The 13978-nt window shown below is 66.3% G+C and carries 16 protein-coding genes and 1 riboswitch; of the genes, 7 read left to right on the top strand and 9 right to left on the bottom strand.

Annotated elements, in window-relative coordinates:
- Positions 1 to 28: 28 nt before the first annotated feature.
- The 7 genes from U8330_RS06455 to U8330_RS06425 all read right to left on the bottom strand — a co-directional run bounded on the left by U8330_RS06455 (position 29) and on the right by U8330_RS06425 (position 6539).
- Positions 29 to 907, bottom strand: a complete 879-nt coding sequence (locus tag U8330_RS06455; protein WP_323104327.1) for a dimethylarginine dimethylaminohydrolase family protein — start codon at positions 905 to 907, stop codon at positions 29 to 31.
- 91 nt (positions 908 to 998) lie between these two features.
- The gene (gene thiD / locus U8330_RS06450) at positions 999 to 1814 is read right to left on the bottom strand and encodes a bifunctional hydroxymethylpyrimidine kinase/phosphomethylpyrimidine kinase (RefSeq protein WP_323104326.1); all 816 of its coding nucleotides are present in this window, start codon (positions 1812 to 1814) and stop codon (positions 999 to 1001) included.
- Positions 1811 to 2473, bottom strand: coding sequence for a thiamine phosphate synthase (thiE, locus tag U8330_RS06445; RefSeq protein ID WP_323104325.1), 663 nt, complete (start codon positions 2471 to 2473; stop codon positions 1811 to 1813). The genes thiD and thiE overlap by 4 nt, the downstream gene beginning before the upstream one ends.
- Complete coding sequence (locus U8330_RS06440; RefSeq protein WP_323104324.1) at positions 2470 to 3246, bottom strand: hydroxyethylthiazole kinase; 777 nt, start codon at positions 3244 to 3246, stop codon at positions 2470 to 2472. Before U8330_RS06440 ends, thiE begins: the two co-directional genes overlap by 4 nt.
- Entirely contained in the window at positions 3243 to 4193 is a 951-nt protein-coding gene (locus U8330_RS06435) for an ABC transporter substrate-binding protein (RefSeq protein WP_416236904.1), read from the bottom strand. Before U8330_RS06435 ends, U8330_RS06440 begins: the two co-directional genes overlap by 4 nt.
- A 30-nt stretch (positions 4194 to 4223) precedes the next feature.
- A complete protein-coding gene (locus U8330_RS06430; protein ID WP_323104322.1) occupies positions 4224 to 4979 on the bottom strand; it encodes an ABC transporter permease in 756 nt (251 codons plus the stop codon).
- Positions 4980 to 5108: 129 nt separating this feature from the next.
- Positions 5109 to 5213, bottom strand: a riboswitch (TPP riboswitch).
- Between the two features lie 108 nt (positions 5214 to 5321).
- Entirely contained in the window at positions 5322 to 6539 is a 1218-nt protein-coding gene (locus tag U8330_RS06425; RefSeq protein WP_323104320.1) for a GGDEF domain-containing protein, read from the bottom strand.
- Positions 6540 to 6867: 328 nt separating this feature from the next.
- On the opposite strand from U8330_RS06425, the gene U8330_RS06420 reads away from it, so the two are divergent.
- The 7 genes from U8330_RS06420 to U8330_RS06390 all read left to right on the top strand — a co-directional run bounded on the left by U8330_RS06420 (position 6868) and on the right by U8330_RS06390 (position 12642).
- On the top strand, positions 6868 to 7050 hold the full coding sequence (locus U8330_RS06420) for a hypothetical protein (RefSeq protein WP_323104319.1): 183 nt from the start codon (positions 6868 to 6870) through the stop codon (positions 7048 to 7050).
- 623 nt (positions 7051 to 7673) lie between these two features.
- Positions 7674 to 8141: a helix-turn-helix transcriptional regulator gene (locus tag U8330_RS06415; protein WP_323104317.1), complete on the top strand. Its 468-nt coding sequence runs from the start codon at positions 7674 to 7676 to the stop codon at positions 8139 to 8141.
- Positions 8074 to 10149, top strand: coding sequence for a hypothetical protein (locus U8330_RS06410; protein WP_323104315.1), 2076 nt, complete (start codon positions 8074 to 8076; stop codon positions 10147 to 10149). Before U8330_RS06415 ends, U8330_RS06410 begins: the two co-directional genes overlap by 68 nt.
- 14 nt (positions 10150 to 10163) lie before the next feature.
- Complete coding sequence (locus U8330_RS06405; RefSeq protein ID WP_323104314.1) at positions 10164 to 10376, top strand: hypothetical protein; 213 nt, start codon at positions 10164 to 10166, stop codon at positions 10374 to 10376.
- Positions 10377 to 10416: 40 nt separating this feature from the next.
- Positions 10417 to 11598: a YcaO-like family protein gene (locus tag U8330_RS06400; protein ID WP_323104313.1), complete on the top strand. Its 1182-nt coding sequence runs from the start codon at positions 10417 to 10419 to the stop codon at positions 11596 to 11598.
- Positions 11595 to 12290 carry a TfuA-like protein gene (locus U8330_RS06395; protein ID WP_323104312.1) on the top strand — a complete coding sequence of 232 codons (696 nt, stop codon included), beginning with the start codon at positions 11595 to 11597 and terminating at the stop codon, positions 12288 to 12290. The genes U8330_RS06400 and U8330_RS06395 overlap by 4 nt, the downstream gene beginning before the upstream one ends.
- 31 nt (positions 12291 to 12321) lie before the next feature.
- Positions 12322 to 12642, top strand: a complete 321-nt coding sequence (locus U8330_RS06390; protein WP_323104311.1) for a hypothetical protein — start codon at positions 12322 to 12324, stop codon at positions 12640 to 12642.
- Between the two features lie 258 nt (positions 12643 to 12900).
- Here the strand turns inward: U8330_RS06390 and minE are convergent, their stop codons facing one another.
- Together minE and minD are read right to left on the bottom strand one after the other, a co-directional pair.
- The gene (gene minE / locus U8330_RS06385; protein WP_323104310.1) at positions 12901 to 13161 is read right to left on the bottom strand and encodes a cell division topological specificity factor MinE; all 261 of its coding nucleotides are present in this window, start codon (positions 13159 to 13161) and stop codon (positions 12901 to 12903) included.
- Complete coding sequence (gene minD, locus U8330_RS06380; protein ID WP_323104309.1) at positions 13158 to 13973, bottom strand: septum site-determining protein MinD; 816 nt, start codon at positions 13971 to 13973, stop codon at positions 13158 to 13160. The genes minE and minD overlap by 4 nt, the downstream gene beginning before the upstream one ends.
- Between the last annotated feature and the right edge of the window lie 5 nt (positions 13974 to 13978).

Raw genomic sequence — 13978 nt, 5'->3', positions numbered from 1 at the left:
CAGGCGGGCGCGCCGGTCGGCGGGCGCCTTACAGCCCCTCGCGCAGCACCGGTCGAACGAGGCAGGTCGGCCCGCCCTCGCAGGCGATGCAGAGCGCATCGGCTGCGAAGGTCGAGACCGTGCAGCCTGCAGCTTCGAGAGCGGCCTTGGTCTTCGGATAGCCGTCGATCATGATGACAGCGCCGGGACTTGTCGGCAGCACGTTGAGGCTGAGGCCCTGGCTCGCGCGGAACTCGTCCTCCGGCGCCTCGACCAGCGCCAGGCCCCATTCCTCAAGCAGTTGATAGAGCGCCGCCGGCAGAAGAGGCGAATGGACGAGCGCCGTGTCGCGCGTCAGCGGGCTGATCAGCGACAGAAGGTGCAGGCAGGCGCTCTCGCCCTTCCAGCTCGGCAGGTCGTAGCTCAGCACGTCGATGGACAGCGGCGCCAGGATATCGGCCAGCTGCACGATTCCCTCTTCATTGGTGCGGAAACCGCGGCCGACGATCAGCGTCTGCGCGTCCAGCCAGAAACAATCGCCCCCTTCCACCGTGCCCGGCGCCTTGATGCGGCCGAGAATGGGGATGCCGGCCTTTTTGTAGGCGGCCTCGTGCAGCGCGACCTCGCGCTCCCGCGCCGCCTTGCCCATGCGCAGCAGAACCGCGCCCTCCCGGGTCACGAGCGAGGGGTCGCAGGTGAACATGGCATCCGCGAGCCAATCCCCCCGGTCCTCGATCCAGAGGATTTCCGCGCCCGAACGGGCGACGAGGCCGGCAAACTGCTCATACTGGGTGGCCGCGCTTACCGCGTCGAAACCCGGCCCATAATGCCAGGCGGCAGGATCGGCTTTCGAAAGGCTCGGCCCCGGCCGGCGCATGAGGACGCGCGCCAGCGTCTGCGCCATGTCCTGCGCACCATAGTCCGCCATGTCGGTCTCTCCCTGTTCGTTCGGCCGGGACGCTACAGCGCCACCTGGCCCGGCGGCAAGATGCGATCCCAGGCGGGTCGCACCGGAGAGGTCAGGCGGCACCGTCTTCGGCCGACCACCAGGCATGGAAGTGATGCACCGGCCCTCGCCCCGTACCGATGCCGAGCGTGCGACCGGCAGCGAGCGCAGCGGTCAGATAGGCCTTGGCTGCCGTGACCGAAGCGGTCAGCCCCTTGCCGCGGGCAAGGCCTGCGGTAATGGCGGCTGCCAGCGTGCAGCCGGTGCCGTGGTCGTGCCGGGTCTCTATGCGCGGCACCGTGAAGCGGCGCAGGCCTTCGGCATTCAACAGGATGTCCGTGCTGTCCGGCCCTGCCCCATGCCCGCCCTTGACCAGCACCGCGGCAGCGCCGAGCGCCAGAATCGCCTCGCCCTGGGCGATCATCTGCGCCTCGCTTTCGGCCATCGGCAGGCCTGTCAGCAGGGCGGCTTCCGGCAGGTTGGGCGTGACCAGCGCCGCGCGCGGCACCAGCCGGGTTCGCAGCGCTTCGATCGCCTCTTCCTGCAGCAGCCGGTCGCCGGAGGTGGCGACCATCACCGGATCGAGCACCACCGGACCGGCAAAGCCCGCCAGTCCCTCGGCGATCGCCTCGATCGTCGCGCAGCGCGAGACCATGCCGATCTTCAGCGCATCCACCCGCAGATCGCCGAACACGGCGTCCATCTGCGCTGCGACCATGGCGGGCGAAACGTCCTCGACGCCGGTTACGCCCCGCGTGTTCTGCGCAGTGATGGCGGTCACGACGCTCGCGCCATAGGCACCGAGGGCCGAGAAGGTCTTGAGGTCGGCCTGGATGCCGGCGCCGCCGCCGCTGTCCGAGCCGGCAATGGTGAGAGCGATCGCCGTCATGCGCCGCGCTCCGCAAGCGCCGCATCCACCGCAGCCCGGAAGGCACGCGCCGTGCCGACGACGTCTCCCGAGCGGAACAGGGCGGCGATGACCGCCACGCCATCCGCCCCGGCGGCGATGACAGGCGCCACCCGGTTGAGGTCGATGCCGGCAATGGCACCGACCGGCAGGTCGGGCCGTTTCTCCGCGAGGCCCCGGCGCAGCGCGCGATAGCCGTCGAGACCGAGCGGCGGATTCGTATTGACCTTCGACGCCGTGGCGAAGACGCCACCGATGCAGGCGTAATCGATCGGCGCGGCCGCGGCATGCTGCGCGTCCTGCTCCGTCTTGACCGTCAGCCCAATGATCGCGAAGGGGCCAAGCAGCCGCCGGGCCGTTTCCGCCTCCAGATCCTCGGCACCCAGATGCACCCCGTGCGCCCCGGCGGCGAGCGCCACATCGACACGATCATTGATGAGCAGCGGCACGCCACGTCCCTCGATCGCCGCCCGGATCGCCACCGCCTGCTCGACCATGCGGCGGGACGAGGCCTGCTTGTCGCGATACTGGACCAGCGTCGCGCCGCCCCGTACGGCCTCGGCCGCCAGGACGGCCAGATCCGCCACATCGGCGAGCGATCCGTCCACGATCGCATTCAGCCGGAAATCGACCGTCGTCATTCTGCGTCTCCCTGTCCTGCCACAAATCGTCCTGCCGCAGATTGTCCTGCCGCATAGCGCGCCCGCGCCTCCAGCGTCTGCCCATCGAGCGAATAGAGGTGGTCCAGCAAGGCCGTGCCGAAGCTGCCGGGGCCGGATGCGCTTTCCGCGGCCAGTTCGGCCGCCACACCCGTGATCGACAGAGCGGCGGCCGCCGCCGTGAAGGGATCGGGCTCCACCGCCATGCAGGCCGCGATCACCCCGCCAGACAGGCATCCGGTCCCGGTGACCGCCGCCATCAGGCCATGGCCGTTCTTCACGTCGATCAGTCGGGCACCCTCGCGAAGCCGGTCCGCCGGTCCGGTGGTGATGCTGAGGCCGTCGGAGCGCTCGCCGATCAACGCCATCTCCGCCCGGTTGCCGCGCACCGCGCTCGGGCCGCGCTCGATCAGCAGGCGGGCGAAGGCGAGCCGGCTTTGCGAATAGTCGCAATGGACCGGATCGAGCACCCAGGGAATGCCGCGCGCGGCCGCGCCCTCTACCGCCGTCAGGATCACCGCCCGCCGGCCGGCATCCAGCGTGCCGAGGTTGACGGTCAGCGCATCGGCACGTCCCACGAAGTCCTCGATCTCCTCGGGCGACGCGGTCATCGACGGAATGCCGCCGACCGCCGTAATGCCGTCGGCGGTAAACTTCTGGACCACCGTGTTCATCAGGCAATGCACGCGCGGACGCCGGGTTCGCAGCCGTTCGAGGATTTCGGCCGCCTGTCGGCCCGTAAGGATGCCCGTCATCGGCCGAGCTCCACGGCAAGCGAGGCGATGTCAGGCGCTGCCTTCAGAAGGCCTGCCTCGACCAGGAAGGTCCCGAAGCGCCGGTAGCGCGCGGCATCGAGCGCCGCGGGGCGCTTGGCAAAGCGGGGCAGCGTGTCGGCAAAGGCCTGGCGATTGAGCGCATCGTCGAGGGCCGGATAGGCCTTCAGAAACAGATCAAGCGACTCCTGCGGGTGATTGGTCAGGTAGATCGTTGCCTTTTCCACCGCCGCCAGGAGGCGCGGCAGGCGCGGATCGTTGATCAGATCATCGCGGGTGACGAAGATCAGTTCGTCATAGGCCGGAACGCCGTTCTCCTCGGGAAAGAAGGCGCGCCCCTCATGACCTTCGAGCCGCATCTGGGTCAGCTCGAAATTGCGATAACCGCCGATCGTCGCATCGACCTTGCCGCCGATCAGCGAGGGGGTGAGCGCGAAATTGACATTGACGAAGGTGACGGTGGCCGGATCGACATTGGCGGCCGTCAGCATGCGCTTGACCAGCGCATCCTCGAAGCCCGAGACCGAGAAGCCGATCGTCTTGCCCTGGAGATCGGCAATGCCCTTGATCGGGCCGTCCTTCAGCACCGTCAGCGTGTTGAGCGGCGTTTCGACCAGCGTGCCGAACCGTTTCAGCGGCAGCCCGGCTTCGCGATCGAGATAGAGGCTCGGCTGGTAGTGGAGGCCAATCTCGGCCTGGCCAGCCGAAACGAGCCGCGGCACGGAGGAGGGATCGGAAGGCGGCACCAGCGTGACCTCCAGGCCCTCCTGCGCGAAGAACCCCTTCTCCTGCGCCACAACCAACGGCGCGTGATCGGGGTTGACGAACCATTCGAGCATGACGGTCAGCCTGTCCGCTGCAGCGGCAGGCGGGGCGCTTGCCAAAGCGGTCGCTGTCAGGAGAACGGCTGCTGCAAGAAGGCGCAGGATCGGTCGGGGCATCGAATTTTCCTAAAACTGTCAGTCGGATGTGGGTGGGGTTTCGCGCGCCCAGGGGGCGAGACCGGCGGTCAGCCGGTCGATGGCGAGGCGCAGGACCACGCAGAGGAGCGCCAGCAGCGCCATGGCGGCAAAGACCATGTCGGCCTGCATGCGCGCATTGGCCTGCACCATGACGAAGCCGAGGCCGCCGGAGGCGCCCACCCATTCGCCGACGACGGCGCCGAGCGGGGCGAGCGGCGCGGCGACCCGCAGGCCGGAGACGAGGCTCGGCAGAGCCAGCGGCACGCGCAGGCGGGTCAAGACCTGGAACGGGCTTGCCGCCGTCAGCGCCGCCGCATCGAGCACGGCCGGCGGCGTGCGGTTGAGCCCGTCGGCAAAGGCGGAGGCGACGGGGAAGAAGATGATGATCAGCGTCATCGCCACCTTGGAGGCCATGCCGAAGCCGAGCCAGAGAACGAGGATCGGCGCCAGCACGAAGACGGGAAAGGCCTGCAGCACCACGAGCATCGGCCAGGCAATGCGCCCGATCCGGGGACAGGCGGCGAGCCCGAAGGCGACCGCTGCACCGAACAGGCTGCCGAGCACGAGCCCGGCCCCGATCTCGCCGAGCGTGATCGCGGTCTGGTCGAGGAGGAAGTCCCGTTGCCGCCACAGCGTTGCCGCCACCGCGGCGGGCGCCGGCAGCACATAGGAGGGCAGCAGCCTTGCCGCGACTGCTCCTTGCCAAAGAGCGAGGACACCGAGGAGGCCGAGCGCCGCATGCCGCGCCTGCATGGCGGATCAACGCTCTGGCTGGCGGCGGGATCGGCGGAAGGCGAAAAGCGGGACGGCAGCACACATCAACGATCTCCTGACACACATCATGGAGATCCGAGCAAGCGAAGACGGGGGAAGGTGCATCACCGAAGCGCCTGTTTCCGTTCCTACGCCGGTATGACCCGGATCAGGTTCAAGGGTCCAGGCTCCACGCCCATCTCAGCACCGTCCGGTGCTCCCCTCGGAAGAGCCAAGGAGTGGCGGGAAAAGGCGATGATGTCAACCGGGCATCCACCGGATGCTCCGGCGTCGCCTCACACGGATCGTTCCCGCACGGCGTTCGTGTTGTTGATCCGAGCGTCAGCCGGTGGCGGCCCTTGCCGGATAGGCGGGAACTTCGGTTTCCTCTTCGCCGGGCAGCGGGGGGTCGAGCTCCGTTTCGACGCGATTGCGGCCAGCCTGCTTGGCGCGGTAGAGCAGCCGGTCCGCCGTGGTCATCAGCGAGCGCAGCGTATCGTCGGTGCCGACAGCAACCAGCCCGGCGCTGAAGGTGACATGGCGGGTCACGGCCGTTTCGGCGAGAACCTCCACCGTAAAGCGGGCGGCAATTGTTCTGAGAAGCTGCTGGGCGGTGGCGAGATCCCGGCCGACGAGCAGTGCCGCAAACTCCTCGCCCCCCATGCGGGCGACGCAGTCCTCTTGACTGAGGACGTCTTTTGCAACGCGCGCGAAGATCGTCAGCACCTGGTCGCCGGATTCATGGCCGTAGCGGTCGTTGATCTGTTTGAAATTGTCGAGATCAAAGAGCACGAGCAGGGGCGCGGAACCCGCATCCGCCGAATGGGCGGCGATGACGGGCGTCGCGCGCTGCGTGAAGGCGCGGCGATTGTCGAGCCCGGTGAGGAAATCCGTCTGCGAGGCGCGGAGCAGCAGGTGGCGGCTTTCCTCGCGGGTCAGGGAAAGAAGCGCCATCGGCGCCGCCATGGAAAAGAGCACGCCTTCGAACATGGTGAACAGGGCGACGCTGTCGAGAACGCCTTGCTGGTTCAGCGAATAGGCGAAGGGGATGACGACGACGCGCGCCAGATAGACCATGCCGTGCAGGCCGAAGACGACGGATGCCAGGACCCAGGAGCGCGTGGTTCCGGTCGTGCCGTTCAAGACCAGCATCAGCGCCAGCGTGAAGCAGGGGATGGCGATGAAGAAGCTGCCGACCGCGCTCCAGGCCGCGTAGGAGAGAAGCGGCCCGACGAAGAGCCAGATCACGCCGACGACACAGGATATGACCAGCACGGTCCGCGGCAGGCGCACACCCACAAACGGCATGGCGCCCGCCAGCAGCAGCAGATAACCGCTGACGATGAGGATATTGGTCACGCCCTGGCTGACGACCATGGGCAAGGTGGGCCTGCCGAGAAGCAGCGCACACCCAAGCCCCATGATCGCATAGCCGATGGTCCAGAAGGTCAGCTCGCGTGCGCGCTCGGAATTGAAGTGGCGTTCCCAGATCGTCATCACGGCGGCCACGGCCAGCGTTCCGAGGCCGATCGTATAGAGTGTGAAGAGACTCAACTGCATGATGACGTTCCGGTTTCGAATGCGACCATAGAGGCTCGGTTCTTTCCGGTTCCCTACCGCAGCCACAAGATTGCCGCGTTTGGTTGACAGCAGGTTACAACCTCACGGCGCATGCCCAATTCCGGCAATGCCACGGTGGCCAGCCTGTTGACAAGCTGTGGATAAGAGAACATATAGGGAACAGATCGAACGCCCCCGGCACAAGTTCCCTGCCCCGGTTCCGGGGGCGATTCGGTCTTCCAAGCCTTTGACGGCATCCGAGGAATGGATGGCAAGGGCCGAACGGCGGCATCGATCCGCCGGCTGACGGTCAAGCAGTGAGGTCGAGATGGAAGAGCAGATCGAAATTCGCGAGAGCGTGCGCATGCTTCTGGCCCAGGGCGAAGCATCGCGCCGGCGGGCTGAAGCCGCGCGTGAGGAAATGCGGGTTCGCGTGGCGGCCCTCTCCGCCAAGCCGGGCGAAAAGATCCTCGCCGCCATTCGCGAAGCGCGCGAGCGGACCAGCCACTGATCCCCTTCCCCATGGCGGCTGGCATCGGCAGGCCGCCCAACGCCAGGCCTGTCGGCCCCGATCGACATCCGGCGTCAGGAAAGGCCGGCCCGCTCTGCCTCTCGTCCCCTCGTGATGGCACGGGAGAAGTCTGATCGGCCGAGACCAGACGTTTGTTCGTCCTTGCTTCTTATTCCCCTCCCCCTGCGTTCGGCCTTGAAGCGTAATTGAACACGAACGAATCTACGGCGGAGCGACCGCGGCGCCGGCAGCACTCAGCGATCCAACCGGCTTTTCCGCAACCCTGACACTGTATCGACAGGTTGAACCGCGTACTGAACGCGAATTGGTCAGCGCTGTTTTACCACTTTGCGATCTTCGGCGCTCAGACCTTTGACATCATGGTCCGTTTGTGCAACGTCAGGACGCAGCGTGCAAAATTGCGCATATACTGAAAATAATGATACGGTGGAGGCATAAGCCCATTTACGATGGGCGATAATGTACGTAGACACTTACCAGAATTTCAGCACTAGCAAAAATAACTAGTCTGAGGACGTGTCGAACAGATGAGGTCCGGTTGCATAAGTCAATCCGCTCCAGCATCATTCACTGCGTTCTGACAGAACCCTACAGAGGCCCCTATGCCACTCATTCCCGGTAATCCGATCGACGTCTATGTCGGTTCTCGCATCCGCCTTCGCCGCCTGATGCTCGGCATGAGCCAGACGAAGCTTGCCGAACAGCTGGGCGTTACATTTCAGCAGGTCCAGAAATACGAGAAGGGCGCCAATCGCGTCGGCGCCAGCCGCCTTCAGCATATTGCCGACGTCCTGAAGGTGCCGATCAGCTTCTTCTTCGAAAATGGCGGCGAGCCGGAGAAGGAAGGCGGCCTGGGCGAAGCGCAGGATGTTGCAGGATTTGTCAGCACCAAGGAAGGCATGGAACTCAACCGCGCCTTCTTCGCCATCACCGATACGAAAGTCCGCCAGTCGATCGTCGCGCTGACCAAGTCGCTCGCCGGCAGCATGGGAGGAGCCGAAGATGACCAGCGTCGCAGAGCCGGCGGCGATGAGCTTCAGGCTGATCACGCTCGGGGAACTGACGCTTAGGAACGCAAGCGGGGCAGCGGTCAGCTGCCCCGACAAGGTTCTTCTGCTCCTCGCCTTTCTCTGCACACAGCCCGACGGCGCCCGCCATCGGCGGGACCTCGCCAATCTTCTCTGGCCGAATGCCCAGGACGAAGCGGCCGATACCAATCTGCGCTCGGCGCTTCGCCGCATGCGGCTGGCACTCGGCGAGACCCCAGTCGTCATCGCGGAGGGCGCCCGCCTTCGGCGCAACGCGGCCATGTTGTCCTGCGACCTCGACCTGATGCCGACGGCAGACCGGCCGGTGGCTCGGCTCGCCTGGTTGACCGGGGCAGTTTCGCGCGGCTTCCTCGATCGCGATCTTCGCCACGAGCCGGCGATCGAGCACTGGATCACCGGCGTCCGCACGACTCATCTTCTGCTGCTGCGCACCTGCTTCTTTCAGTGCCTGACCGCCCATCGCGGCGCGGCAGGCGATGAGGCCCTGCAGGCCGCGGCCGTTCCCCTTCTCGTGCATGACCCGGCCGACGAGGAGGTACGCCAGGCGCTGCAAGGCCTGTCCGCCGCCGCCCGCCCCGCCGGCAGCCCAGTCCGGTCGGCACTGTCGCTTTTCTCGGCGTCCCCTGGCAGGGATGCCAACGTCCCGCCCGTCCTCGGCAAAGCGACCGATGGTTCGGCGCTGCCTGACGCAAAGCCTGTCCCTGGCCGAAGCCTCATCACGCCGCCCTCCAGCGCCTCGCCCTTCACCTATCCCGGCCTCAGCCCCTCCCCGCCGCCGGCCGAATGGACCGGATTCGCGGCCCGCCAGGACAACCGCAGCTTCTCCGACGAACAACGGACCCGCGCCGAGCGGGGCGACGACGTCGCTCTAGAGCCGCCACGGCCGGTTCTGCCGCGCCTTGCCCTGCTGCCACCGGATCAGGCGCGTGAATCCCGTCAGGCAGGTGCCCTCGTCAATGCCTTGATCGAAGACATCACCATCGGCCTCTGCTCGCTGCGCAGCGTCTCGGTCGTCGCGCCCTTCACGGCAGAGCGCTACCGCGCCTCGGGCGACAAGGCCGCGCTGCTGGAGCGACACGGGGTCACCTACACGCTCGACACCCGCCGTTCGCATGACAGCGTCTTCGCCCAACTCGTCTTCGTTCCCGGCGACGAGATCATCTGGGCAGCCCGCTTCCCGCTGACCGTCGACAATCTTGCGACCCAGCGTGTCGAGATCGCCCGGGCCATCACCCGCTCCACCGCCGACCGCATGGAAGCCAGCAGCGCCAATCATCTCGATTATCAGCGTCGCCCCGATGCCTATGTCGCCTTCCTGCGCGGCACGCAGTTTCTCTCGAGCCTCGAGCTCAAGGATATCCGCAAGGCCCGGCGGATGATGCGCGAGACGCTGCAGCTCGACGCCGGCTTCGCGCCGGCCATGGCCGGCATGGCCCGCGCGCTGATGACCGAATGGCTGCTGACCGCCCGCGGCGACAAGGACCTGCTGCTGACCGCGGAGCGCCAGGCATTGCGGGCCGTGCGCGAGAACCCGGCGCTCGCCTCCGCCTATCGCGAGCTCGGCGTCGTCGAACTCTATCGCGGCCGGCTGGACGAAAGCCTGGAGGCGCTCGACACGGCCGAGAAGATCAGCCCGCACTATGCCGACGTGCTTTACAGTCATGCCGATACGCTGGTGCATGGCGCGCGGCCGCAGGCCGCCTTGGACAAGATCACCCGCGCCATCGACCTCAATCCGCTCTGCCCGGACAGCTATCTCTGGACCGCTGCCGGGGCCTGCTACTTCCTCGGCCGGTTCGAAGCCGCGCTCGCCTATATCAAACGCATGGAAAACCCGAAACCGGCCGACAGATTGGCTGCCGCGAGTTGGGGAATGCTTGGCAATGCACGGCAAGCGCGTGTATATAAGCAGCGTGTCTTGCGTGAACATCCCGACTTCGAGTTGGAGCGCTGGCTCGAGGTCGTTCCCAACCGGGAAAGTTGGCAGCGCGAACTCTATCGCGAAGGCTTGCGGAAAGCCGGTTTCTAGACAAGGGGAATGACATGGCTCAGGTTGTAATTCTTGGAATAGAAGGCGAAGACGGACTGTGGATCGCCGATCTCGGCGCCGGCACGGTCACTCCGTTCAAGGACAAGTCCGCCGGGGCGCTTGCTTCCGGCACCCCGCGCAGCGGGCTGGTGACGAAGGGCGTCGACTTTGCGGTCGCGATCTCCTCGGCCTCCGAAGCTGCCGCCGGCCATTATGAAGGCCGATGAGGCCTTGCGGCCCTGAAACCGGTCCCGCCGTCATCGACCCATGACGACGGCGGGGTCCTACCGGTCACGCGCGCCCGCCGAAACCCTCGCGCTGATCACGCCGCATCTGCCTGCGCTTGGCATCACACGCGTCGGGTCGCAGACCGGCCTTGATCGAGTCGGCATTCCCGTCTGGTTCGCGGTCACTCCCAATGCGCGCGCCATCGCCATTGCCCAGGGCAAGGGCCTGACCGATGAGGACGCGCAGGCCTCCGCGGTCATGGAGGCGGTCGAGCGCGTCATCGCGTCCAGCCCCTCCTGCGTCCGGCGCTCCGCCTCAAGCCGGGACATCGAGGCGGATGGCGGATCCGTCGATCCGCTGGAGACGCTTCTCAGCCCTCGGGCCGAGCCGGTTGCACCGGACGAGGTCATCGACTGGACCCCGGCCGAGAATCTTCTTTCAGGCCACACGGTCCACCTCCCCTTCGATGCCGTTCATCTCGACCGGACGCAGCTGAAGCCGCGCTATTGGCGCTCCTCCGACGGGCTGGCTTCCGGCAATACGTGGGACGAAGCGGTGTTGCACGGCCTACTGGAACGGGTGGAGCGCGATGCGCTGACGCTGTGGCACGTGACGCCGCCCACCCGCCGGCCGCCGGCGATCGATCCGGCCTGCCTTGCCACCCCGACCATCGACGATCTCGTTCAGCGAATCGAGCGCGCGGGGCTCATCATCCGCCTGTTCGACATCTCCTCCGACCTGAACCTCCCCTGCTTCATGGCGTTGATCGCCCCTGCCGCCGTGCTTGCAGGGGGCGCGGTCCGGCATGTCGATCTCACGCTTGGCAGCGGCGCGCACTTTACCGCTGCCGGGGCCGCCGCCCGCGCCATCACGGAGGCCGCACAATCGCGCCTCACCTTCATCGGCGGTGCGCGCGACGACGTCCCCGCCGCCTTCTTCACTGACCCGGCCCCGGAGGACCTCTGCAAGGTCCTGCGCGCGCCGGTCGATCCCCTCCACCGACCCGGCTCCACTGGCGCGCTCCCGGAGCCGAACGAGCGCCTGCCTCTGCTGCTTGCGCGCCTGGCAAGTGCCGGGCTTTCGGAGGCCTATGCGCTGCGCCTCGACGACGGGCGTCTGCCGATCGCCGTCGGCAAGCTCATCGTTCCCGGGCTTGAAAACCCGCCAGGCGCCCAGCGCCAGCGGTTCGGTCCGCGCGCGCTCCGACGGGTGCTGGGATGAAGGTCGTCTTCGTCGGTCCCAGCCTGCCGGATGCTGCGGCCATCGTCCGCGCGATGGGGGCTGAGGATATCGAGATCCGACCACCGGCACAGCGCGGCGACCTGCGCCGTGCGCTCGAGGAGGGCGCCGCGGCGATCGGTCTGATCGATGGGATCTTCGAGCATGTCCGGCCCGTCTGGCACAAGGAGATCCTGCTGGCCCTGTCGCGTGGCGTGCCCGTCCTTGGAGCGGCGAGCATGGGGGCGCTGCGGGCGGTCGAATGCGCGCCGTTCGGCATGCGCGGGGTCGGCCGCATCTACGAGGACTATCGCAGCGGGCGCCGGATCGACGATGGAGATGTCGCTCTGCAGCACGGCCCGGCCGAACTCGGCTACCCGCCCTTGAGCGTCCCCCTGGTGACCGTCGATGCAACCCTTGAGACTGCCTTGCAGGCCGGCGCGATTTCACCGGACGAAGCGCGGGACTGGGCGCGTGCCGCACGCGCCATCCACTTCAAGGAGCGCAGCTGGCGGCGAATCGTCGACATGTTCGTGGGAGCAAACACAAAGAGCATGCAACGGATCCTGGCCCATGCAACGGACCCGAAGCGACAGGATGCGCTTGCGCTTCTCCATGAGATAAACCTAACACAACCTGCTGTTTTTAAACGACTTCCTGATTGGACCCTGCATCTTCTACCGGATTCGGACTGAACGACTGCCCTAAGGGTGAACTAACCACAGGATGAACATCCTTTGCGTGTGCAACGCCGATGCAACGGGCTTTTTCATTGCGGGCATGTTTAATGAAGCCTGTCAGTTACAGGGGGATTCCGTGGACGCAATGGAGAGTACGCAGGAAAGCCGGCGCGAAGAGTTGATCGGCTTGATCCGCGTCATCACTTACGCACGCGACGGTGCGCGGGATGTGAAGGCCTCAGCGGCCGCCCATTATCTCGAGGCCGCTTTGAGTTCGCTTGTGGCTGATCTCAGCAAGGAACTTGGCCCGGTTATTCCCGAGGATCAGGTGAACCTGCTTTTGAGTGAGAAGGCGGGCCATTGCTGAACTGGATTTGCGAGGAGGTCCGCCCCCGCAAATCCGGACGGTACGGCATGACTGGAATGGTGTGAAGCGGCGGGATCGCGCAAGCAACAGTGAGATTCCCCGGCTCGCCGGTGGGGCCTGCGGCCGCAAGACCGCAACGCCACACCGGCGTTTTTTTGGCTGCTTGTCAGCCTCCCTCATGCGCCGATGCCTTAAGGGAAAGGCCCTGCCCCGCGTTCGGCAGGACAGGGCCTTGTTTCATCGATCCGGGACCGGCGCTCAGGCGGCTTTCGGCATGGCGCCGAGCGGAATCTCGACATCGATCTCCAGGATCGACATGTGCTCGTCGCGGTCCATCTTCACGCGCACGCGGTCGGCATCAACCTGAACATGCTTGGCGATGACCGCCAGGATCTCCTCGCGCAGCACCGCCACGAGATCGGATCCGGCCGAGGCGCGCTCATGGGCGAGCAGCACCTGCAGGCGCTCGCGCGCCTGGGGCGCGGATTGCTGTTTGCCGAAAAGGCGGAAAATGTTCATGCGGCCCTCCGTGCGAAGATCTTGCCGAACAGACCACGCTTCTCGCCCGGGATGGTGACCGGCAGCGTTTCGCCGGCCAGTCGGCGTGCGGCGTCGAAATAGGCCATGGAGGGGGCGCAACGCGCATCGGCCACTGTCACCGGCGCACCGAGGTTGGAAGCGCGAAGCACGTCCATGCTTTCCGGAATGATGCCGAGCAGCGGGATCGACAGGATCTCCAGCACGTCCTCGACCTTCAGCATGTCGCCCCGCTCGGCGCGGGCCTGGTCGAAGCGGGTCAAAAGCAAATGCTTTTCCATCCGCTCGCCGCGCTCGGCCTTCATCGTCTTGGAATCGAGCAGGCCGATGATGCGGTCGCTGTCGCGCACGGAAGAGACTTCCGGGTTGGTGACGACGACAGCCACATCCGCGTGGCGCATGGCCAGCGTCGCGCCGCGTTCGATACCGGCCGGGCTGTCGCAGATGATCCAGTCGAAATGCTCCTTGAGTTCGCCGATGACGCGCTCGACGCCTTCTTGGGTCAGGTTGTCCTTGTCGCGGGTCTGGGAGGCCGGCAGCAGGAACAGGGTTTCGACCCGCTTGTCGCGGATCAGCGCCTGCGGCAGCTTGGCGTCGCCCTGGATGACGTTGATGAGATCATAGACCACGCGCCGTTCGGCACCCATGACCAGATCCAGATTGCGCAGCCCGACGTCGAAATCGACGACCGCGACCTTTTCGCCCCGTTGCGCAAGCGCTGCGCCGAGCGCGGCTGTCGAGGTTGTCTTGCCAACCCCGCCCTTGCCGGAAGTGACGACGATAACCTTCCCCATCTTGC

The sequence above is a fragment of the Rhizobium sp. CC-YZS058 genome, from assembly GCF_034720595.1.
In the GTDB taxonomy this organism is placed as follows: domain Bacteria; phylum Pseudomonadota; class Alphaproteobacteria; order Rhizobiales; family Rhizobiaceae; genus Ferranicluibacter.
This window is presented reverse-complemented; position numbering and strand designations above follow the sequence as displayed.